The 19344-nt window shown below is 62.8% G+C and carries 16 protein-coding genes; 9 read left to right on the plus strand and 7 right to left on the minus strand.

Annotation, left to right across the window (positions count from 1 at the left end):
- Positions 1–258: 258 nt before the first annotated feature.
- The 8 genes from LDZ23_RS10810 (at position 259) to LDZ23_RS10845 (ending at position 11826) form a co-directional block, all read left to right on the plus strand.
- Complete coding sequence (locus LDZ23_RS10810) at positions 259–1086, plus strand: ABC transporter permease (RefSeq protein ID WP_244807540.1); 828 nt, start codon at positions 259–261, stop codon at positions 1084–1086.
- Between the two features lie 102 nt (positions 1087–1188).
- On the plus strand, positions 1189–2610 hold the full coding sequence (locus tag LDZ23_RS10815; protein WP_244807541.1) for a mannose-1-phosphate guanylyltransferase/mannose-6-phosphate isomerase: 1422 nt from the start codon (positions 1189–1191) through the stop codon (positions 2608–2610).
- A 3-nt stretch (positions 2611–2613) separates the two neighbouring features.
- Complete coding sequence (locus tag LDZ23_RS10820) at positions 2614–3249, plus strand: acyltransferase (protein ID WP_425306885.1); 636 nt, start codon at positions 2614–2616, stop codon at positions 3247–3249.
- Positions 3242–4525, plus strand: a complete 1284-nt coding sequence (locus LDZ23_RS10825) for a glycosyltransferase family 4 protein (protein WP_244807542.1) — start codon at positions 3242–3244, stop codon at positions 4523–4525. Before LDZ23_RS10820 ends, LDZ23_RS10825 begins: the two co-directional genes overlap by 8 nt.
- Positions 4526–4611: 86 nt before the next feature.
- Positions 4612–5922 (plus strand): ABC transporter ATP-binding protein, encoded by a 1311-nt coding sequence (locus LDZ23_RS10830; protein WP_244807543.1) that lies wholly within the window; start codon positions 4612–4614, stop codon positions 5920–5922.
- A 17-nt stretch (positions 5923–5939) separates the two neighbouring features.
- Positions 5940–9599 carry a polysaccharide pyruvyl transferase family protein gene (locus LDZ23_RS10835; RefSeq protein ID WP_244807544.1) on the plus strand — a complete coding sequence of 1220 codons (3660 nt, stop codon included), beginning with the start codon at positions 5940–5942 and terminating at the stop codon, positions 9597–9599.
- A gap of 11 nt (positions 9600–9610) precedes the next feature.
- Positions 9611–10711, plus strand: coding sequence for a non-hydrolyzing UDP-N-acetylglucosamine 2-epimerase (gene wecB, locus LDZ23_RS10840; protein ID WP_244807545.1), 1101 nt, complete (start codon positions 9611–9613; stop codon positions 10709–10711).
- Positions 10711–11826 carry a glycosyltransferase family protein gene (locus LDZ23_RS10845; protein ID WP_244807546.1) on the plus strand — a complete coding sequence of 372 codons (1116 nt, stop codon included), beginning with the start codon at positions 10711–10713 and terminating at the stop codon, positions 11824–11826. Before wecB ends, LDZ23_RS10845 begins: the two co-directional genes overlap by 1 nt.
- A gap of 5 nt (positions 11827–11831) precedes the next feature.
- On the opposite strand, the gene rfbD is transcribed toward LDZ23_RS10845, so the two are convergent.
- The 4 genes from rfbD to rfbB are packed head-to-tail and all read right to left on the minus strand — an operon-like array spanning position 11832 to position 15214.
- Positions 11832–12722: a dTDP-4-dehydrorhamnose reductase gene (gene rfbD / locus LDZ23_RS10850; protein WP_244807547.1), complete on the minus strand. Its 891-nt coding sequence runs from the start codon at positions 12720–12722 to the stop codon at positions 11832–11834.
- Positions 12710–13264: a dTDP-4-dehydrorhamnose 3,5-epimerase gene (rfbC, locus tag LDZ23_RS10855; RefSeq protein WP_244807548.1), complete on the minus strand. Its 555-nt coding sequence runs from the start codon at positions 13262–13264 to the stop codon at positions 12710–12712. The genes rfbD and rfbC overlap by 13 nt, the downstream gene beginning before the upstream one ends.
- Positions 13246–14142: a glucose-1-phosphate thymidylyltransferase RfbA gene (gene rfbA / locus LDZ23_RS10860; protein ID WP_244807549.1), complete on the minus strand. Its 897-nt coding sequence runs from the start codon at positions 14140–14142 to the stop codon at positions 13246–13248. The genes rfbC and rfbA overlap by 19 nt, the downstream gene beginning before the upstream one ends.
- A gap of 10 nt (positions 14143–14152) precedes the next feature.
- Complete coding sequence (rfbB, locus tag LDZ23_RS10865; RefSeq protein ID WP_244807550.1) at positions 14153–15214, minus strand: dTDP-glucose 4,6-dehydratase; 1062 nt, start codon at positions 15212–15214, stop codon at positions 14153–14155.
- 193 nt (positions 15215–15407) lie between these two features.
- Between rfbB and LDZ23_RS10870 the strand changes: the two genes are divergently transcribed.
- Positions 15408–16262, plus strand: coding sequence for a symmetrical bis(5'-nucleosyl)-tetraphosphatase (locus LDZ23_RS10870; RefSeq protein WP_244807551.1), 855 nt, complete (start codon positions 15408–15410; stop codon positions 16260–16262).
- Here LDZ23_RS10870 and LDZ23_RS10875 read toward each other — a convergent pair.
- The 3 genes from LDZ23_RS10875 to LDZ23_RS10885 are packed head-to-tail and all read right to left on the minus strand — an operon-like array spanning position 16231 to position 19332.
- The gene (locus tag LDZ23_RS10875) at positions 16231–17031 is read right to left on the minus strand and encodes a lysophospholipid acyltransferase family protein (RefSeq protein ID WP_244807552.1); all 801 of its coding nucleotides are present in this window, start codon (positions 17029–17031) and stop codon (positions 16231–16233) included. The two genes, LDZ23_RS10870 and LDZ23_RS10875, sit on opposite strands and share 32 nt — an antisense overlap.
- Positions 17032–17033: 2 nt before the next feature.
- Positions 17034–18311: a dihydroorotase gene (locus tag LDZ23_RS10880; RefSeq protein ID WP_244807553.1), complete on the minus strand. Its 1278-nt coding sequence runs from the start codon at positions 18309–18311 to the stop codon at positions 17034–17036.
- Between the two features lie 10 nt (positions 18312–18321).
- Positions 18322–19332: an aspartate carbamoyltransferase catalytic subunit gene (locus LDZ23_RS10885; protein ID WP_008342662.1), complete on the minus strand. Its 1011-nt coding sequence runs from the start codon at positions 19330–19332 to the stop codon at positions 18322–18324.
- Positions 19333–19344: the final 12 nt, after the last annotated feature.

The raw sequence follows: 19344 nt of genomic DNA on the forward strand, positions 1-19344 counted from the left end.
GCCGCCCGCCTTCATGCAGGCGCGTGGTCTGGGGCACGTTCACGCATGAGCCGTATGAAGAGAGGCACAACAAGGCAAAACCCTTATTGCCGATCAACGACCGCTTTGAGCAACGAAACGGGTTGCTTTTACACGCAACGCCGCCCCGGGGCCGCGCAGGTCCTAAGATCATGCAGGCCGTTTCACGGCGGACGAAGGCAGCTTTGAGTTCAGTGAGGACTGGGCCGAGGCAGTTTTCAACAGCATTGGCATAACTCGATGAATCCACATTCGAAGCATCCCGCGTCGCTCGCCGCCATTTTGAGGAGTGTCTGGAGCAACCGCGGACTGATTCTGCAAATGACACAACGTGAAGTCATCGGCCGTTATCGCGGCTCGGTGATGGGCCTTGCATGGTCCTTCTTCAATCCTGTGCTGATGCTCGTTGTCTACACGTTCTTCTTCTCGGTCGTGTTCAAGGCCCGCTGGGGCACGCTCGATGACAACAAGGGAGCGTTCGCCGTCGTGCTGTTCGTCGGTCTGATCCTGCATAGTTTGCTCGCCGAGTGCATCAACCGCGCGCCGACTCTGATTCTTGCGAACGTCAACTACGTGAAAAAGGTGATCTTTCCACTTGAGATCCTGCCGATCGTCGCGCTCGGCTCGGCGCTCTTTCACAGCGCGATCAGCCTGTTCGTGCTGATCGTCGCGGAAGTGCTCCTTCTGCACGCATTGCCCTGGACGGCCATCTTGTTCCCGCTGATCCTCGCGCCGCTGATTATCGGCGCGATGGGCTTTGCATGGTTCCTATCGGCCTTCGGCGTGTACGTGCGCGATATCGCGCAGATCACGGGCATCATCACATCCGTGCTGATGTTCCTCTCGCCCGTGTTCTATCCGGTATCCAACCTGCCGCAGCAGTATCAAAGCCTGATCCGGCTCAATCCGCTCACCTTCATCATCGAGGAAGGCCGCAATACGCTCATCTTCGGCAAGCAGCCCGACTGGACGAGTTGGGTCGTCTGCATGGCCGGATCGATAATCGTCTGCTGGCTGGGCTTCTGGTGGTTCCAGCGCACGCGTAAAGGTTTCGCCGATGTGCTGTAAGCTCGAAGGCAGCATCCGCAACGACATCGGCACATGAGAATGAGCGCGCGACTTTGTTCGACGCGCCGGAATTTTGGAAGTTTTTCGGAGGCTAGCAATACCATGTCGGCTCAACTCGTCCCCACCATTCTTTGCGGCGGCGCCGGCTCTCGCCTGTGGCCCGTGTCGCGCGAGTCGCACCCGAAGCCGTTCATTCGGCTGGAAGACGGTGAAAGCCTGCTGCAGAAGGCGTTCAAGCGCGGCGCACATCTTCCGGACGTCGCCCAGATATTGACGGTCACGAACCGCGAACTCTTCTTCAAGACCAGCGACGAGTACCGCGACGTGAACAAGGAAGGCCTCCCCGCCTCGTTCATTCTCGAGCCGTTCGGACGCAACACGGCCGTGGCGGTCGCGGCCGCTGCGCTGCACGTGTCGGCCACACTCGGCGACGACGCGGTTTTGCTGGTGTTGCCTGCCGATCATCTCGTGAGCAACCAGCCAGCCTTCGCGGAAGCGGTGAAAAGTGCCGTGGCGCTCGCGCAGGCGGGCGCGCTCGTCACCTTCGGCATCACGCCGACGTTTCCAGAAACGGCTTACGGTTACATCGAGGCGGACGGCACCAAGGTTCGCCGTTTCGTCGAGAAGCCGAATGCCGAAACCGCGCAGGCCTATCTCGACTCCGGCAACTTCCTGTGGAACGCCGGCATGTTCTGCTTCAGCGCGGGCACGGTCATCGCCGAAATGTCGAAGCACTGCCCCGACGTGCTCGACGCCACGCGCAAGTGTCTTGACGCAGCCCACCGCGCATCCGGCGCGAGCGGCGCGCAGATCGAACTCGACGGCGGCACGCTCGGCCTCGCGCCGGACATCTCGATAGACTACGCGTTGATGGAGCGCTCGTCGAACGTGGTGGTCGTGCAATGCGATATCGGCTGGAGCGACATCGGCTCGTGGAACGCGATGGGCGAACTCGCCCACCCCGACGAGCGCGGCAATCGGGTGGAAGGCGAAGCGCTTCTTCATGACGTGTCCAACTGCTACGTGCGCAGCGACAGCCGCCTGGTCGGTGCAGTCGGCGTGGAGGACCTGTTGATTGTCGATACCGCCGACGCGCTGCTCGTCGCCAACCGGCATCGCGCGCAGGACGTGCGGCATGTCTACGCGGCGCTGAAGGCGAGCGGCCACGAGGCGTACAAGGTGCATCGCAGCGTGCATCGGCCGTGGGGCATCTACACGGTTCTGGAAGAAGGTTCGCGCTTCAAGATCAAGCGCATCGAGGTGAAGCCGGGCGCGAGTCTTTCGTTGCAACTGCATCACCACCGCAGCGAGCACTGGATCGTGGTGAGCGGCATGGCGCTGGTCGTCAATGGCGAGAACGAGTTCTACGTACGCACCAACGAATCGACCTACATCCCGGCGGGTCACAAGCACCGGCTCACGAACCCGGGCGTCACCGATCTCGTGATGATCGAAGTGCAGAGCGGCGAGTATCTGGGAGAGGACGACATCGTCCGTTTCGACGACAACTACGGACGAAGCTGACCTATGAGCCAGGCAAGTACGCGTTCGAGCCTGAAGCATCGCATCAAGGCGAGGCTGCTGCGCTCCTCGACGTATTACTTTCTCGCCGCGCTGAAGTACTACGTCGGCAATAACGTGATTGCGCACGTTCCGTGGGAACGGCTGCGCACCGCGTACTACCGCCGCATTCTCGGCGTCAGGATCGGTCAGCGCACGCACGGCAGCATGCGTCAGTTCCTTACGGGCTATCACTCGCGCTGCAACGTAAGCATCGGCGACAACTGCGTGCTCAATCGCGAAATTTATATCGACGGGCGCACGGGCGTGATGATCGGCAACAACGTGAACATCTCATTCCAATGTTGCATTCTCTCGCTGCATCACGATCATAATCACCCCGGTTTCGCGTCGATCGGCGGCGTGGTCGAGATCAAGGACCACGCATGGCTCGGCGCGCGGGCGACCATTCTGCCAGGCGTGACCATCGGCGAAGGCGCAGTCGTGGCGGCTGGCGCGGTGGTGACGAAAGACGTCGCGCCCTATACGGTCGTAGGCGGCGTGCCCGCGAAGCTAATCGCCGAGCGCAATCGCGAGATTGCATATCTGACCGATTTTTCGCCCTTTTTTGACACAGACGTGTTTGACGAATCTCATGGCTAGCATGCGTAAAAAGAACGTTCTCGTATTCACCCTGGCGCCGCCCTTGCCGGCCAATGCGGGTGGAGCGATTTACACGATGAACACGCTCGCGCCGCTCGTCGACGAGTACGACTTCCATTTGTTCACGATCGGCGGCGGGGAGGAACGGAGGAAGGTCGAGCAGCATGGCGACCTGTACGCGCGCCACTTCAAGTCGGTGCACGTCGAACCGCGCGCGCCGATGCCCGCCGACAAGACGACCGCCGGCCGCGCGCTGCATTCGCTGATGCATTCACTGCACGGCCTGCCCTTCATGGACGCGAGCTACTTTAGCCGCGACGCCGTGCGCAACGCGCGCCGCATCATCCGCGAGCAGAACATCGACATGCTGGAGGTGCACACGACGCACCTCGCGTTCTTCCGAAAATTCGCGCCCGATCTGCCGGCAGTGCTCGTGAGCCATAACATCGAGTCCGACCTGTTCCCGTTTTGGATTCCGGGCGGCCTCGGCGGCTGGCAGAAGCTCGCGGTAAGCAAGGTCGCGGAGATCAGCCGCCGCAACGCCAGGAAGGTGGAGATCGACAACGCCTGGAACTTCGATGCGATGACCTTCATATCGCGCGAGGACATGGACCGCGTCACCGCTCCGGTCGAGAAGCACTACATTCCGCTATGTTTTCCGGTGAAGGAATCGGATTACAGCGCGAAGCCAAAAGATGTCGTCAACATGCTGTGGATGGGCGGCTTCTGGTGGTATCCGAACGCGGAAGGCGTCGCCTGGTTCGCACGCGAGATCCTGCCGCTCGTGAGAGACCGGCTCGCGGAAAACAACATCAGGCTGCAATTCCTCGGCGCGAATCCGCCCGACGATCTCAAGGCGCTGCATGACGGCAAGAACATCTTCGTGCATGGCTTCGTGCCTTCTATCGAACCAATTCTCGACGAAGCTCACCTGCTCTTCGTGCCGCTCCTTTCGGGCAGCGGCGTGCGCGTGAAGATTCTCGAATCGATGAGCAACGGCATCCCGATTCTCTCCACGGCAAAGGGCTGCGAGGGACTCGGCGCGGTCGATGGCCGCGATCTCGTGATCGCCGATGCCGCCGAGGACTTCGCGGAACAGATGATCCGTCTCGCAAACGATCCGGAAAAGCGCGCCGAGATGGCGCGCAACGCGCAGGCGCTGCTCAGAACGCGCTACAACCTGGATGCGTGCGTGGACACCAAGCGCCGTCTGTACAACAAACTGTTGCGCATCGCGCCCGGCGAGGCCGCGCGCTCCGTGGCGGCCTCGCACTGACGAACAAGGCGGCCGCATGCAAGCGGCCGCGCGATGGCAACCCATCGCCACGCTCGAAGCCGATACAGCCGTCCAACTACAAGCTCATGCAAACTGCCGCGTACAATCAGCCGGAATCGGCGAATGAACTGCTCGTCGATGTCGACCATCTGTCGAAGGTTTTCCGGATCTACGACAAGCCAGCCGATCGCCTGCGGCAATCCTTCGCCTCGCGGGTCAAGCTGCCGGGCCGCGCTGCGCGTGAATACGGCCGAAATTTCTGGGCATTGCACGATGTCTCGTTCTCGGTGAAGCGCGGCGAGACGATCGGCATCATCGGGCGCAATGGCTCAGGCAAATCGACGCTCCTGCAGATCATCGCCGGCACCTTGTCGCCGAGCAGCGGCGAAATCGCAGTCAACGGCCGCATTTCCGCTTTGCTGGAACTGGGCGCTGGCTTCAATCCGGAGTTCAGCGGGCGCGAAAACGTGTTGCTCTCGGCGCGCATCATGGGCGTCTCGCCCGAGGAAATCGCCGGGCGCTTTCACGAGATTGAAGCCTTTGCGGATATCGGCGAGTTCATTGATCAGCCGGTCAAGACCTATTCGTCCGGCATGTATGTGCGGCTCGCGTTTGCGGTGGCGATTCACGTTTCCCCGGACATCCTCGTCGTCGACGAGGCGCTTGCCGTCGGCGACACGGCGTTCCAGACGAAATGTCTGACGCGTATCCGCGAGATGCAGAAGTCAGGCGTCACGATTCTTCTGGTCACGCACTCTACCAACACGCTCGTCGAGTATTGCGACCGTGCGATCTATCTGAAGCGCGGCCGGCTGATCAAGGATGGCGCCTGCCGCGACGTGGTCAAGCTTTACGCGAACGATCTCGTCGATGAAGAAGGCGGAAGCGCCATCGATATCGCCATCCCCGAGGACGATGCGGGCCAGGCGCCCGGACAGGCCCACCGCGGCTCGGAGACGAAAAAGGTCGTGTCGGACAGGACGTCGATCCTCGATGTGAAGATCACCGACGAAAACGGCCGAGACCGCACGACTTTCTCCTTCGACGATCCGTTCAAGGTCACCGTGTCGATTCGCGTCGCGCAGCCGAACAAACGGCCGTGCTTCGGCGTGCAGTTGAAGAGCGTCGACGACATCGTGTTGTGGAGCACGACCACGCAGCACATGAATATCGAGCTCGAGCCGCTCGACGCGGGCATCTATCACTTCACGTGGTCGTTGCGCGCCAATTTCTCGGGCAATCGCTATGTCGTAGCGATCGGCGTGGGCGATGTCGATTCCGGCGAATACAAGCGTCATGCGCGTCTGCCGTATGCGGGGCATATCGACGTGCTGCCGCAAAGCAACGGCGGCTCCGGCTGGCTTGCGCCCTGCCCTGTTTTCGATTTCACGAAATGAGCAAGGAGGGCAACGTCATGTCCTATCGCGTCAAAGTGGTCGCCGTGGGTTACTACGGCGCGCCGAACGTCGGCGACGAGCTGTTGCTCGCCGCGCTCGCGCGCCAGGTTCACGCAAGAGGCGGCGAGCTTGTCGCGCTCAGCAACAATCCCGAGTACACGAAGAAGCGGCTCGGCATCGACGCGGTCGATTACTTCAATCTAGGCGATGTCGGCCGTGCGCTCGCAACGGCCGACCTGCTCGTGTTCGGCGGCGGCGGGATCTTCCAGGATCACCATCCGTTCAACGTCGAGGCGCTCTACGACCCGACACAGAACGATATCGCCGCTTATGCGCGCATCTTCTACATGGCGCGGCAGTTCGGCTTGCGCACGGCGATCTGGGCGCACGGCATCGGCCCGCTCCATCATCCCAAGGCGCGCGAAGTCGTAAAAGACGTCTTCACGCTCGTCGATGATGTCACGCTTCGCGACAACGACTCCCTTGAGCTGCTGCGCTCGCTCGGCGTCGACCGGCCAATCGAAGTCGGCGCGGATCCGGGTTGGGGCTACGTCGCCGAGCAGGCGCAGCCGGTCGCCTTCGAGCAGCCGGGCATCGAGGCGCTCTCCGGGCGCAAGAAGCTCGCGATCATCGCGCGGCTGTGGGAGTTCTCGCACGACTGGGAAGAGAAGCTCATCGCGGCATTGCGCAAGACGCTGCCGCCGGAATGGTCTGTCATCTGGATCGGCTTCCAGTGGTCGGAAAGCACACGCGAACAGACCTCTGACCGGGACTTCCTCGAATCGATGCAAAGCCAGCTCGGGGAAGGTGTTCCAAGCGTGATCGTGGATCGTCTCACACCGGACGAGGCGCTCGCGGTGCTGCGGAAATGCGACGCCGCGTTCTCCATGCGCCTGCATGCCAGCATCATGGCGATAGCGTCGAACATTCCGACGGCCGCGCTCGAATACGACCGCAAGATGGCGCTCGCGCACGATATGGCGGGTATGCCCACCAACCTGCGCCTGCAACTGACTGACGACGAAACCAAGTTCAGCCACGCGTTGCACAGTCTGACCGCCGCCGACGCTCCCGCGTGGGTCGTCGCACCGGAGACGCTGGCCGGGCTCGCGGCGTCGTCGCATGCACACGAAGTCATGCTGGACGCTTCCATGGAACGCGCGCGGGACGCATCGCAATCGCGCGAAGCATGGCAAAGCCGCGATTTCGATTGGATGAGCGCCTGGCTCGAACAGACTATCTGGCAGAAGAAGGCGGCCGTCAGAATGCGCGAGAAGGCGCTCGAGATCGTGGGCTTTCGCGACATGCAACTGAGCGCGAGCGAGGCGCAGGCGGCGCACGCGCGCGCTGCCGAAGGGGCCGCGCGTCAACTGTCCGAGGAGCACGAAAAGCGCGTCTTTGAACTGAGCGACCTGTACAACGCGTCACAGGCAACGCTCGCCGACTTGAACGCGCGGCTCGAGGAAAGCCGCGCAGAAACCGAAGCTGTGCGCGAAGCGCTGTCCGTCGCGCAGGAACAGCTCCGCGTGGCGAACGAACTGCGAGCGAAACACGAGCTCGAGCTGGAGCAAATTCGGAATCGCAACCGACTATTATGGGTTCGTTTGCTGCGAATTCTGCACATCGGCGCCGATTCCTCCACCGCCGCCGCTCGCTCACCCTTTCTTGAATCGAACATGCTCGTACGTAAGTTGATTTCCGCGCCGCGTGCCTACGCGGAACGCGCCGTCTATATCCTGCGCAATGGCGGCTTACGCGCGCTCGCCTCCGCGGCGAAGCGCCACCTCCACGCGCGGCAGGCCATCGAGAACGCGCACGCAAAGATCATCGAGGCTGCGCCTCAGGAACTCGCGCCAGGCGATCCGGAATTGTGGTTTCGTGCGGCGGCGAAGCTGCAGCGTTCGGAATTGGTGATCATCGCGCAGCATCGCTATGATTGGGCGGGCGCCGCGCACCGGCACGCGCAACTCTCGCTCGCGGCGCTGCATGCCGGGCACCGTGTGATCTATCTCTATGTATCGGCAACGGATGGCGCAGCGGACAAGGCGCCAGCGCCCGCGCTGCGGATTCCTGGCCTGATCCATCAGCCGATCGAAACGACGACGCTCGAATACGTGTTCGAGCGGGTATCGGAAGCGGCGCGACTTGTGATCGGCGTGCCCGACTCGCGAATATCGGCCTTCTTCGAGTACGCGAAGCATCGGGGCATCGAGACAGTATTCGACGTCGACTCCGACTGGTCGCACGCCGCCGAGCCGCACCGCTCAATGTACTCGACGCTTCTTGCGCAGGCTGACCGGTGCACGGCCGCAACTCCCGCACTCGCCGAACTCGTGCGCGGAAACGTTCGCGAGGAAGTAGAACTGCTGCCCGGCGCGGCGCTGCACACGGTATTCGATCCGTACAAGACCTTCGATGCGCCTGACGGCTTCGCCGCGAAGAAGGGCCGCGTCGCGCTCTTCTATTCGATGGAAGGACTGGAGCTGGTCGACTGGGCATTTGCGCGGCGTGCCGCCGAACAGTCGCCGGACGTGACGTTTTGCTTCATGGCCGACGGCACGCCGCCGCCGAATTTGCCACCAAACGTGGTCGTGCGCGCGACCGAAGCCCTCGACAAGCTTCCGGCATATGTGGCGAACGCGCATTTCCTCTTTTTCCCGCTGCTGCGCGACGCACTTGTCGACGGCGACGCAACGGTCGGCATCTATGCCGGCTTGCATCTGCGCAAGCCGGTCGTAGCCTCGCTCGACTTCCGCATCACGCCGACGGCGGGCCTGCACGTTTGCGCGGACGAAAGCTCCTTCGCGGCGCGCTGCGAGGAACTCGGTAGCGCGGAGGCTGCCGCACTCGCCGACGACAGCTTCGTCTCGAAGAACAGCTGGCTCGGTCGTCTCGAACAGCTTTGCCCGGCTGCGCCGCGTCGCGACGTCAGCGTCGTGATCCTGATTCACAACAACGCGAAGATCATTGCGCGTGCGCTGGAAACGCTGCTCGCGCACTGCGGACCCTATCTGGCCGATGTCATCGTCGTAGACAACGCGAGCGTCGATGGCGGCGCCGAAATCGTCGAGCAGCGGTTCCCGCAGGTAAAGCTCGTGCGCAACCCGCAGAACGGCTGCTCCTCGGGCCGAAATCTCGGCGTTGCGCATAGCACGGGCAAGTACATCGCTTTCTTCGACAGCGATCAGTGGTTCACCGGCTCCTCGGGCTTCGCCGAGGCACTGCATGTGCTCGAAAACGATGCCAGCGTCGGGGTTATCGGCTGGAACGCCGGATGGTTCGACAAGACGCGCACAGACCTGGGCGGCATGATCGCCGACTACTGTCCAAATCGCGCGATGAACGCGATCGCGATCCGCGACGGTTATCGCGCGGACATCGGCTTCCTGGGCACGAGCGGCTTCTTCATGCGCCGCCGCACCTTTGACGCCACGCACGGCTTCGATACCTTCTACGACCCAACCTGCTTCGAAGACACAGACCTGTGTTTCCAGATCAAGGCGCTCGACATGAAGGTGACCTTCCGCGACCTCTCGGGCGTGCGCCATCAGCCTCACCAGACCACGCAGGCCAACTCCGGCAGTGACAAGTACACCGCCCTATTCTTGCGTAATGCGCAGTATTTCAAGGAGAAGTGGCGCGATTATCCGCACTTCTATCTCGACTATACGTGGTAAAGGAACCGCACATGCGGCATACCATTCTGTGCGCGGTGGGTACGCGGCCTGAGGCAATTAAGATGGCACCTGTCATCCTCGCGCTGAAGGCCTGCTCGGAGTTCGAAGTGCGCGTGCTCAACACGGCGCAGCATCGTGGCATGCTGGACAAGATTCTGGCGTGCTTCGGGCTGGTTCCGGATATCGATCTCGACATCATGAGGCCAAACCAGTCGCTCGCCGGGCTGACCGCGCGTCTGCTCAAGGAGATCGATCGTGTGCTGGCACAGGAAAAGCCCGCGCTCGTGCTCGCACAAGGCGACACGACGACCGTGATGACCGTCGCAATGGCGTGTTTCTATCGGCGCATCGAATTCGGGCATGTGGAAGCCGGCTTGCGCACCGGCGATATCGACAATCCGTTTCCCGAGGAAATGAACCGTGTCGTGGCGGGGCGCCTCGCGTCGCTGCATTTCGCGCCGACCGAAGGCGCGCGCCAGAACCTGCTGAGCGAACGCGTACCCGACGACACGATCTGGATGACGGGCAACACGGTAATCGATGCGCTCTTGTCGGTTGCACATGAAAAGCCCGCCCTCGATCTCGATCTCGACGAGCGCAAGCGGCTCGTGCTCGTCACCGCGCATCGCCGCGAAAACTTCGGAGAGCCGCTCAGGAACACCTGCAGCGCCTTGCTCGAACTGCTGGCACGTCACGACGACATTGAAATCCTGTTTCCGGTACACCCGAACCCGAACGTGCGCGACGTGGTGCATCCAATGCTGAACGGTCATCCGCGCATCATCCTCACCGAGCCGCTCGACTACATTCCGTTCGTCGCGGCGATGCAGCGCGCGACGCTAATCCTGAGCGACTCGGGCGGCGTGCAGGAGGAAGCGCCCGCCCTCGGCAAGCCGGTGCTGGTGCTACGCCACGAGACAGAGCGGCCGGAGGCGGTCGAAGCCGGTGTCGTGCGGCTTGTGGGCACGCAGACCGATGTCATCGTCGATGCGGTATCCCGTCTTCTGAGCGATCCCGCCGAGTACCGTACGATGGCGCGCGGCGTTTCACCTTACGGCGACGGCAACGCAGCAAGTCGTATCGTCGATGTGCTGAAGGAACGCTTTTGCTGATGCAGCAACTCGTCTATCTGTCGCCTTTGCCCTGGGCGAGCTTCGCGCAGCGTCCGCACAAGTTCGTCGAATGGTTTCATGCGGCTACGGGCGGCCGCGTGCTGTGGATCGATCCATACGCGACACGACTGCCCGCGCTGCGCGATCTGCGTCGTCCGCCAGTGAACGCTTCGGGCGCGCAAGTGCGTTCGCCGGAGTGGGTCACCGTCGCGGGCGTGCGCGCGCTGCCGATCGAGCCGATGCCCGGCGGCACGATCGTCAACCGGCTTGCCTGGCGGGCTGTCGCGGAGCGCGTCGCGGCCTTTTGCGCCGCCGAAGAGACGCTGCTCGTAGTCGGCAAGCCGAGTGCGCTCGCGTTCGATCTGCTGGAACACGCCGGCGCCGCGCGCTCGGTCTACGACAGCATGGACGACTTCCCCGCGTTCTACACCGGCGTATCGCGCGCGGCGCTGGCGCGCGTCGAGGAGCGCATCGCTGCGGGCGTGGTGCGGCTGCTCGTGTCGTCCACGGCATTACGCGCGCGCTGGCAAACGCTGAGGCCGGATGCGCGCGTCGTCTATAACGGGCTCGATCCGGCGGTCCTTCCCGCACCCGATGTCGCGAAGCTCACACGGCTCGGCGATGGCCAGACGAAAATCATCGGCTATCTCGGCACCATGGGACCGTGGTTCGATTGGGCGTGGCTCATCGCGCTCGCGAAGCAACGGCCGAACGACAGGATCCGCCTCATCGGCCCGGTGTTTTCACAGCCGCCGGCCGCGCTGCCGGGCAACGTGCAGATGCTGCCGCCAGTGCCGCATGCCGAAGCACTGAAGGCGATGCGCGAGTTCGACATCGGCCTGATTCCGTTCATCCGCAATCAACTGACTGACGGCGTCGATCCGATAAAGTACTACGAGTACCGGGCGATGGGCCTGCCCGTCATTTCGACAAGCTTCGGCGAGATGACGCTCCGCGGCAATGAACCGGCCACGTTCCTGATCGACGCCCACGACCGGCTCGGCAGCGGAGTCGATGCCGCGTTGCGCTGCCCAGCAAGCGACGACGGCATCGCGGCGTTCCGCGAAGCGAACAGCTGGACTGCGCGCTTCAATGCTGCGGGCGTGCTCGAATAGATAGATCAGTCCTGCTGCGCGCATAGCTCCAGCGCGCGCACCCAGTCCGGCGCGGCGAGGCCGAACGTCGCCGCGAGTTTTTCGTTGGACAGGCAGGAGTTGAACGGACGGCGGGCTCTGACCGGATAAGCGCTCGCCGGAATCGGTTCGATGCGCGTTCTGTCTTCGCAACCCCAAACGCGCAGGATTTCACGCGCGAACTCGTACCAGGAAGTCCTTCCGCCGTTGGTGAGGTGATAGACGCCGCTCCGTTCGTCGAATGCACCGGGCTTGCTTCGTTCCGCGGCGGCGATCTGCGCCAGCATGTTCGCGGTGACCTCGGCGATCGTTCGGCTCCACGTGGGCGCGCCAAATTGATCGGCTACGACCGTCAATTCGGGCCGCTGCTCCGCCAAACGCAGAATCGTGCGCATGAAATTCGCGCCGCGCGCGCCGTACACCCAGCTCGTCCGCAAGATCAGGTGCCGGCATCCGCTTCGCGCGATCGCGCGCTCGCCTGCGAGCTTGGTCTCGCCGTATACGTTCAATGGGGCGACCGCGTCGCTCTCGACATAGGGCGATGACTTCGCGCCGTCGAATACATAGTCGGTCGAATAATGGACGAGCCACGCGTTGGTCCGCGCGCACTCTTCCGCGAACACTTCGGGCAATTCGGCATTCAGCCTATGGGACTCCTCGCGTTGATCCTCCGCTTCATCGACAGCCGTGTACGCCGCCGGATTCACGATGACATCCGGCTTCGTCGCACGCACGAAGTTCCGCACGCGATCGAGATCGCGCAGATCGAGCGCATTGCGATCGACCGCGATCACACGCCCAAGGCCTTGCAACGTGCGAGCAAGCTCGAACCCGACTTGTCCGTTCACGCCGGTCAGCAGGATAGTCATGCGTAGCATTCCGCATCGACGAGACGCTTGCCATCACGATCTTTCGCGGCGAGTATGGGTTCGAAGTCGATGGGCCATTCGATACCGATCGACTCGTCGTTCCACACGATGCTGCGCTCGTGCTCAGGAAACCAATAGTCGGTCGTCTTGTAGAGAAACTGCGCAGAGTCCGAAAGCACGACGAAACCATGCGCGAATCCTGGCGGCACCCACAACTGCCGATGGATGTCTGCCGACAGTTTCACGCCCGTCCACTTGCCAAAATTCGGCGAGCTCTTGCGAATGTCGACCGCGACGTCGAACACTTCGCCTTCCACAACGCGCACGAGCTTCCCCTGTGCATGCTCGATCTGATAATGCAGCCCCCGCAATACAGCGCGCGCGGAGCGCGAATGATTGTCCTGCACGAACTCGACGCCCGGCGCGACCAGTTCGGCGAACTCACGCGCGTTGAAACTTTCGTAGAAATACCCGCGCGCATCGCCGAAGACCTTCGGCTCGATGATCTTGACTTCGGGCAGTGCCGTAGCGATTACTTCTTGGATGGCCATGCAAGGTGTTCTTTCGGAAGGTTAAGCAGATATTGTCCGTAGGCGTTCTTTGAAAGCGGCGCTGCGAGCCGGAGGAGTTGCTCCTCGTCGATCCAGTTGCTCCAGTAGGCGATTTCTTCGGGACACGCGACGATCAATCCTTGCCGTTTCTGCAGCGTCGCAATGAAGGTCGCGGCCTCGATCAGCGATTCGTGCGTGCCGGTATCGAGCCATGCGTGCCCGCGCCCCATGATCTGCACCTGCAGCCTGCTTTGCTTCAGATAGCACGAGTTGACATCCGTGATTTCCAACTCACCACGCGGCGACGGCTCGATGTCCGCCGCAATATCGCACACCGTGTTGTCGTAGAAATACAGCCCCGTCACCGCGTAGTTCGAGCGCGGCTTCGCGGGCTTCTCCTCTATCGACAACGCGCGGAACTGCTGATCGAATTCGACCACGCCATAGCGCTCCGGATCGTGCACATGATACGCGAACACCGTTGCACCTTCGGCGCGTGCGCTTGCGCCTTCGAGCAGCTTCGCCAGGTCGTGGCCGTAGAAGATGTTGTCGCCGAGTATGAGCGTCGACGGATCATTGCCGACGAACTCCCGCCCGATGATGAACGCCTGCGCAAGTCCGTCCGGCGACGGCTGCACCGCGTAGCAGATATTCATGCCCCACTGGCTGCCGTCCCCGAGCATCGCCTCGAAGCGCGCGGTGTCCTGCGGCGTCGAAATCACCAGCACGTCCCGTATTCCCGCGATCATCAGCGTCGAGAGCGGGTAATAGATCATCGGCTTGTCGTACACCGGCAGCAGTTGCTTGGAGACCACATGCGTGATCGGATAGAGCCGCGTGCCCGAACCGCCCGCCAGAATGATGCCCTTGCGCGCCATCTTCAGTCCTTCACGCGCGCTGCGCGTAGTTCGTTTCCACCCACTTCCGGTACTCGCCGGAAGCAACCTCGTCCACCCACGGCTGATTGTCCAAATACCACCGGACCGTCTTCGCCAGTCCCGTTTCGAACGTCTCGGCGGGCTTCCAGCCCAGTTTCCGTTCGAGCTTGCGCGCATCGATGGCATAGCGGCGATCATGACCCGGACGATCCTTCACGTACGTGATCTGATCGCGATATGAGCCGCTCGCCTTCGGACGCGCCGCGTCGAGCAAATCGCACAGCGTATGCACGACATCGAGGTTCTTCTTCTCGTTCCATCCACCAATGTTGTACGTCTCGCCACGCTCGCCGCGTGCAAGCACCTCGCGGATCGCCGCGCAGTGATCGCCGACATACAGCCAGTCGCGCACGTTCTGGCCGTCGCCATATACGGGCAGCGGCTTGCCGCCGAGCGCATTGGCGATCATCAGTGGAATCAGCTTCTCGGGGAATTGATACGGACCGTAGTTGTTCGAGCAGTTCGTCGTCAGAACCGGCAGGCCGTACGTATGGTGATAAGCGCGCACGAGGTGATCGGAACCGGCCTTAGTCGCGGAGTACGGGCTGTTCGGCGCGTAAGGCGTAGTCTCGGAGAATTGAGGATCGGTGGCTGACAGCGAGCCGAACACTTCGTCGGTCGAAACGTGCAGGAAACGAAACGCCTGCTTCTCGGCTTCGGGCAGTTTGCCCCAGTACATGCGCGCGGCTTCGAGCAGCGTGAAGGTGCCGACCACGTTCGTCTGCACGAAATCGGCGGGACCGTGAATCGAGCGATCGACATGGCTTTCCGCCGCAAAGTGCACGATCGCGCGCGGCTTGTGCTGCGCCAGCAAGGCGTCGATGGCCGCCCGGTCGCAGATGTCCGCGCGCGCGAAGACGTGACGCGCGTCATTCTTGAGCGACTGCAGCGTGCCCAGATTGCCCGCGTACGTCAGCTTGTCGACGTTCACCACGGACTCATCCGACTCGTTCAGCCAGTCCAGCACGAAATTTGCGCCGATGAATCCGGCTCCGCCCGTGACGAGAATCATAAATGCCCTTTTTCTTTGACGGCGCACGTGCAAGCCGCGCGAAGACCGCCTGGCGGATCAAAATTGGCCGCCGATCAAACGTTCAATGATACGGCGGACCATGACGAATGTTAACGTGCTGCCCGAATCGCCGCGCAGACAGTATTCACCGTCTGCTTCATAATTCAGCATACTCTCACGGCGCTTCTTCTCAATGATCGACGCATCAACCACCCGCATCGACGACACCCTCGCCCCCCTAGTCTTCGGCGACCTCCAAGGCTGTTGCGACCCGTTCGAGCGTCTTCTGAAAAAAGCCGCGCCCGCGCCGGACACACCGCTCTGGTTCGCGGGCGATCTGATCAACCGCGGCCCGAAGTCGCTGCAAACGCTGCGCGAAGTGATCGCGCTCGGCTCGCGCGCGACCGTCGTGCTCGGCAATCACGATCTGAATCTGCTGTCTGTCGCTGCTGGCCTGCGCAAGCCGAAGAAGGGCGACACGCTCGATGACATCCTCGCCGCGCCCGATGCCGACGATCTCATCGAATGGGTGCGCCACAAACCCGTCGCGCATTTCGAAAATAACGTGCTGATGGTCCACGCGGGCGTGCTGCCGCAGTGGGACGCGACGATGACCATGGAACTCGCGCACGAACTGGAGCAGGCCTTGCGCGCGCCGAACTGGAAGGAGGCGCTCGCGACGCTCTACGGCAACGAGCCGCATCGCTGGGAGGACAACCTGAAGGGCGCGGATCGTCTGCGCGTCATCTACAACGCGTTGACGCGCATTCGTTTCTGCACGCCCGAAGGCGCGATGGAGTTCGCGAACAACGGCGGCCCCGATGCCGCGCCGCCCGGCTACATGCCGTGGTTCGACGTGCCGGACCGCCGCACGCGGGACGTGACGATCGTCTTCGGCCACTGGGCCGCGCTCGGTCTGATGATCCGCGACGACGTTCTCTGCCTCGATTCGGGCTGCGTGTGGGGCAACAAGCTGTCGGCGGTGCGCCTGACGGCCGATCCCGCACAACGCGTCGTCACGCAGGTGAGCTGCGCGATGAAGAAGTGAGCGGCACCTCCGGCATCGCATCGCCGACGGCGGGCAGGCCACGCATCCGCTGAAGCACCGCATCGACGGAAGCCTGCGCCTCGCTCGCGAGCAACCGCCGGTCCGCGCCCGGTGCGAGCGGATCGCACACGTAAAGATGCGCGGTGAGCGGCCGCGCGCGCAAGAGCGCATCGAGCGAATCGTTGAGCGACATATCGCCGATATACGCCGGCGCGGTCGATTGCCTTCCTTGCGCATCCTCGTACATCAGGCAGATCGGCTGCACCGGGCACGACGCCGACACCGCCGCCTGAAACATGTTCGCGTGAAAGGGCAGCAGCGCTTGCCCGTCCGAGGTCGTGCCTTCCGGAAAGACGCACATCTTTTCGCCAGCGAGCAGACGATCCGCGAGCTCGTGCATGATGCGCTTCGCGTCGCTGCGCTTCTCGCGCTGCACGAACACCGTATCCAGTTGATGCGCAAGCCAGCCGACCACCGGCCATTTGCGGATCTCCGCCTTCGACACGAACGGCGTCGGACGCCACGCGTTGATGACGTAGATATCGATCCACGAGATGTGATTGCCGACGACGAGCACGCCGCTATCGAGCCGCGCCTCGTCGTTATGCACGACGAGCTTCATCCCCGAAAGCCGCAGCATTTCGAGCGACCACAGTCGGTTCATCTCGGCGCGTTCGGCCGCCGACGCGCGGGCAAAGCGCGTCGCGACGATCCACATGCCGTACAACAGATGCGCGACGAGCCGAAGCTTGCGCCATGCGAAGCGCATGTTCAGCGGCTCTCGTAAGCGACGTGACCGCCGACCACCGTCGCACGCACGCGCGCCGGCAATTCGTAGCCACGAAACGGCGTGTTGCGGCCCTGGCTCTTCAGCTTCAGCGGATCGACGCGCCATTCGCTCGCCGCATCGAACACGCACAGATCGGCGAGCGCGCCCGTCGCAATGCGGCCGGCGGGAAGCTTCAGCACGTCGGCGGGCTCGGACGTGATGCGCGAGAGCGCCTTCGCGAGCGGCACGTTCGCTTCGCGCGCCCACTTCACCGTCAGCGACAGCAGCAGTTCGAGGCCGGTCGCGCCGGGCGTCGCTTCGGCGAAGGGCAGCAGCTTTTCGTCGTCGTCGAGCGGCGTGTGATCGGAGCAGATCGCGTCGATGGTGCCGTCGGCGAGACCCGCGCGAATCGCATCGCGGTCGCGTTGCTGACGCAGCGGCGGATCGAGCCGGAATTGCGAATCGAAATAGCCGATGTCGATGTCCGTCAGATGCACGTGATTGATAGTCACGTCGCACGACACGGCGATTCCTTCGGCCTTCGCCGCGCGCACGAGCGCGACGCCCGCCGCCGACGACAGATGCGACAAATGCACGCGCGCGCCCGTCACGCGCATCAGTTCGAAGATGGTATGCAGCGCGATCGTTTCCGCCGACACCGGCACGCCCGACAGCCCCAGCCGCGACGCCACCGCGCCGCTCGCCGCCACGCCGCCCTTCGACATGTACGCATCCTGCGGACGCAGCCACGCGGTATAGCCGTACGTGGTCGCATACTGCAGCGCGCGTTGCAGCGTGCGCGTATCGACGATCGGGTTATCCGCCTGCGAAAAGCCGACGCAGCCCGCTTCGGTCAGCTCGACCATCTCGGTGATGGTCTCGCCCTTGAGCCCGACCGTCAGCGCGCCGAGCGGATACACGTGCGCGAGATGCAGTTTCTGCGCGCGAAACTTGAGCATTTCGACGAGACCGGGTTCGTCGAGCGTCGGATCGGTGTCGGGCGGGCACACGAGACTCGTCACGCCGCCCGCCATCGCGGCGGCCATCTCGGATTCGAGCGTCGCCTTGTGTTCGAAGCCCGGTTCGCGCAGACGCGCCGACAAATCGACGAAACCCGGCGCGACGTAAAGCCCCGAAGCGTCGATGACCTTGGCCGCGTTGAAATCCGCGGGCGCCTCGCCGATGCCGACGATCCTGCCCGCCGCGATGAACACGTCCTTGCGCTCTTCCGTGCCGGCCGCCGGATCGATGATCGTGCCGTTCTGAATCTGGATCTTCATGTCGTCTTTGTCAGTCAGTGTTGCCGGCCACGATGCCCATCACCGCCATGCGCACGGCGATGCCGAAAGTCACCTGATTCAGGATGACCGACTGCGGGCCGTCGGCCACTTGCGAGTCGATTTCCACGCCGCGATTCATCGGGCCGGGATGCATGACGATCGCATCGGGCGCGGCGAGCGCGAGACGCTCGGGCGTCAATCCCCAGCTCTTGAAGTACTCCTGCGCGGACGGCAAGAGCGCGCCGCTCATGCGCTCGTTCTGCAGGCGCAGCATGATGATGACGTCGACGCCCTTCAGCCCTTCGTCGAGATTGTGATAGACGTGCACGCCCATCTGATCGAGATTGCCCGGCAACAGCGTGCGCGGTCCGATCGCGCGCACTTCGGGCACGCCGAGCGTCGTCAGCGCGTGAATGTCGGAGCGCGCGACGCGCGAATGCAGGATGTCGCCGACGATCGCCACGCGCAGCTTCGTGAAGTCGCGCTTGTAATGGCGGATCGTGTACATGTCGAGCAGGCCCTGCGTCGGATGCGCGTGACGGCCATCGCCCGCATTGATGACGTGCACGTGCGGCGCGCAATGCTCGGCGATCAGATACGGCGCGCCGCTCGATGCGTGACGCACGACGAACATGTCGGCGTGCATCGCGGAGAGATTGTTGATCGTGTCGAGCAGCGATTCACCTTTGCTCGTCGACGATGCGTTGATGTTCAGATTCAGCACGTCGGCCGAAAGACGCTTCGCCGCGATCTCGAACGTGGTGCGCGTGCGTGTCGAGTTCTCGAAGAAGAGATTGAACACCGACTTGCCGCGCAAAAGCGGCACCTTCTTCACTTCGCGATCGGTCACGCTGACGAACTGCTCGGCGGTATCGAGGATGTGCGTGACGATCGAGCGCGGCAATCCTTCGATGCTCAACAGGTGCTTCAGCTCGCCGTTCTTCGTCAGCTGCGGATTGCCCTTGAGAAAGCCGTAGCGAAAGGTGTCGGGCGCGGCGGCGCCTTCGGTGGCGGTATTCATGTCGATCCCGGA

The sequence above is a fragment of the Caballeronia zhejiangensis genome, assembly GCF_022879815.1.
Taxonomy (GTDB): domain Bacteria; phylum Pseudomonadota; class Gammaproteobacteria; order Burkholderiales; family Burkholderiaceae; genus Caballeronia; species Caballeronia zhejiangensis.

Excerpts from the sequence above, each read along its gene's own strand:
- LDZ23_RS10810 (WP_244807540.1), top strand. The coding sequence starts at position 259 with ATGAATCCACATTCGAAGCATCCCGCGTCGCTCGCCGCCATTTTGAGG.
- LDZ23_RS10815 (WP_244807541.1), top strand. The coding sequence starts at position 1,189 with ATGTCGGCTCAACTCGTCCCCACCATTCTTTGCGGCGGCGCCGGCTCT.
- LDZ23_RS10820 (WP_425306885.1), top strand. The coding sequence starts at position 2,614 with ATGAGCCAGGCAAGTACGCGTTCGAGCCTGAAGCATCGCATCAAGGCG.
- LDZ23_RS10825 (WP_244807542.1), top strand. The coding sequence starts at position 3,242 with ATGGCTAGCATGCGTAAAAAGAACGTTCTCGTATTCACCCTGGCGCCG.
- LDZ23_RS10830 (WP_244807543.1), top strand. The coding sequence starts at position 4,612 with ATGCAAACTGCCGCGTACAATCAGCCGGAATCGGCGAATGAACTGCTC.
- LDZ23_RS10835 (WP_244807544.1), top strand. The coding sequence starts at position 5,940 with ATGTCCTATCGCGTCAAAGTGGTCGCCGTGGGTTACTACGGCGCGCCG.
- wecB (WP_244807545.1), top strand. The coding sequence starts at position 9,611 with ATGCGGCATACCATTCTGTGCGCGGTGGGTACGCGGCCTGAGGCAATT.
- LDZ23_RS10845 (WP_244807546.1), top strand. The coding sequence starts at position 10,711 with ATGCAGCAACTCGTCTATCTGTCGCCTTTGCCCTGGGCGAGCTTCGCG.
- rfbD (WP_244807547.1), bottom strand. The coding sequence starts at position 12,722 with ATGCTACGCATGACTATCCTGCTGACCGGCGTGAACGGACAAGTCGGG.
- rfbC (WP_244807548.1), bottom strand. The coding sequence starts at position 13,264 with ATGGCCATCCAAGAAGTAATCGCTACGGCACTGCCCGAAGTCAAGATC.
- rfbA (WP_244807549.1), bottom strand. The coding sequence starts at position 14,142 with ATGGCGCGCAAGGGCATCATTCTGGCGGGCGGTTCGGGCACGCGGCTC.
- rfbB (WP_244807550.1), bottom strand. The coding sequence starts at position 15,214 with ATGATTCTCGTCACGGGCGGAGCCGGATTCATCGGCGCAAATTTCGTG.
- LDZ23_RS10870 (WP_244807551.1), top strand. The coding sequence starts at position 15,408 with ATGATCGACGCATCAACCACCCGCATCGACGACACCCTCGCCCCCCTA.
- LDZ23_RS10875 (WP_244807552.1), bottom strand. The coding sequence starts at position 17,031 with ATGCGCTTCGCATGGCGCAAGCTTCGGCTCGTCGCGCATCTGTTGTAC.
- LDZ23_RS10880 (WP_244807553.1), bottom strand. The coding sequence starts at position 18,311 with ATGAAGATCCAGATTCAGAACGGCACGATCATCGATCCGGCGGCCGGC.
- LDZ23_RS10885 (WP_008342662.1), bottom strand. The coding sequence starts at position 19,332 with ATGAATACCGCCACCGAAGGCGCCGCCGCGCCCGACACCTTTCGCTAC.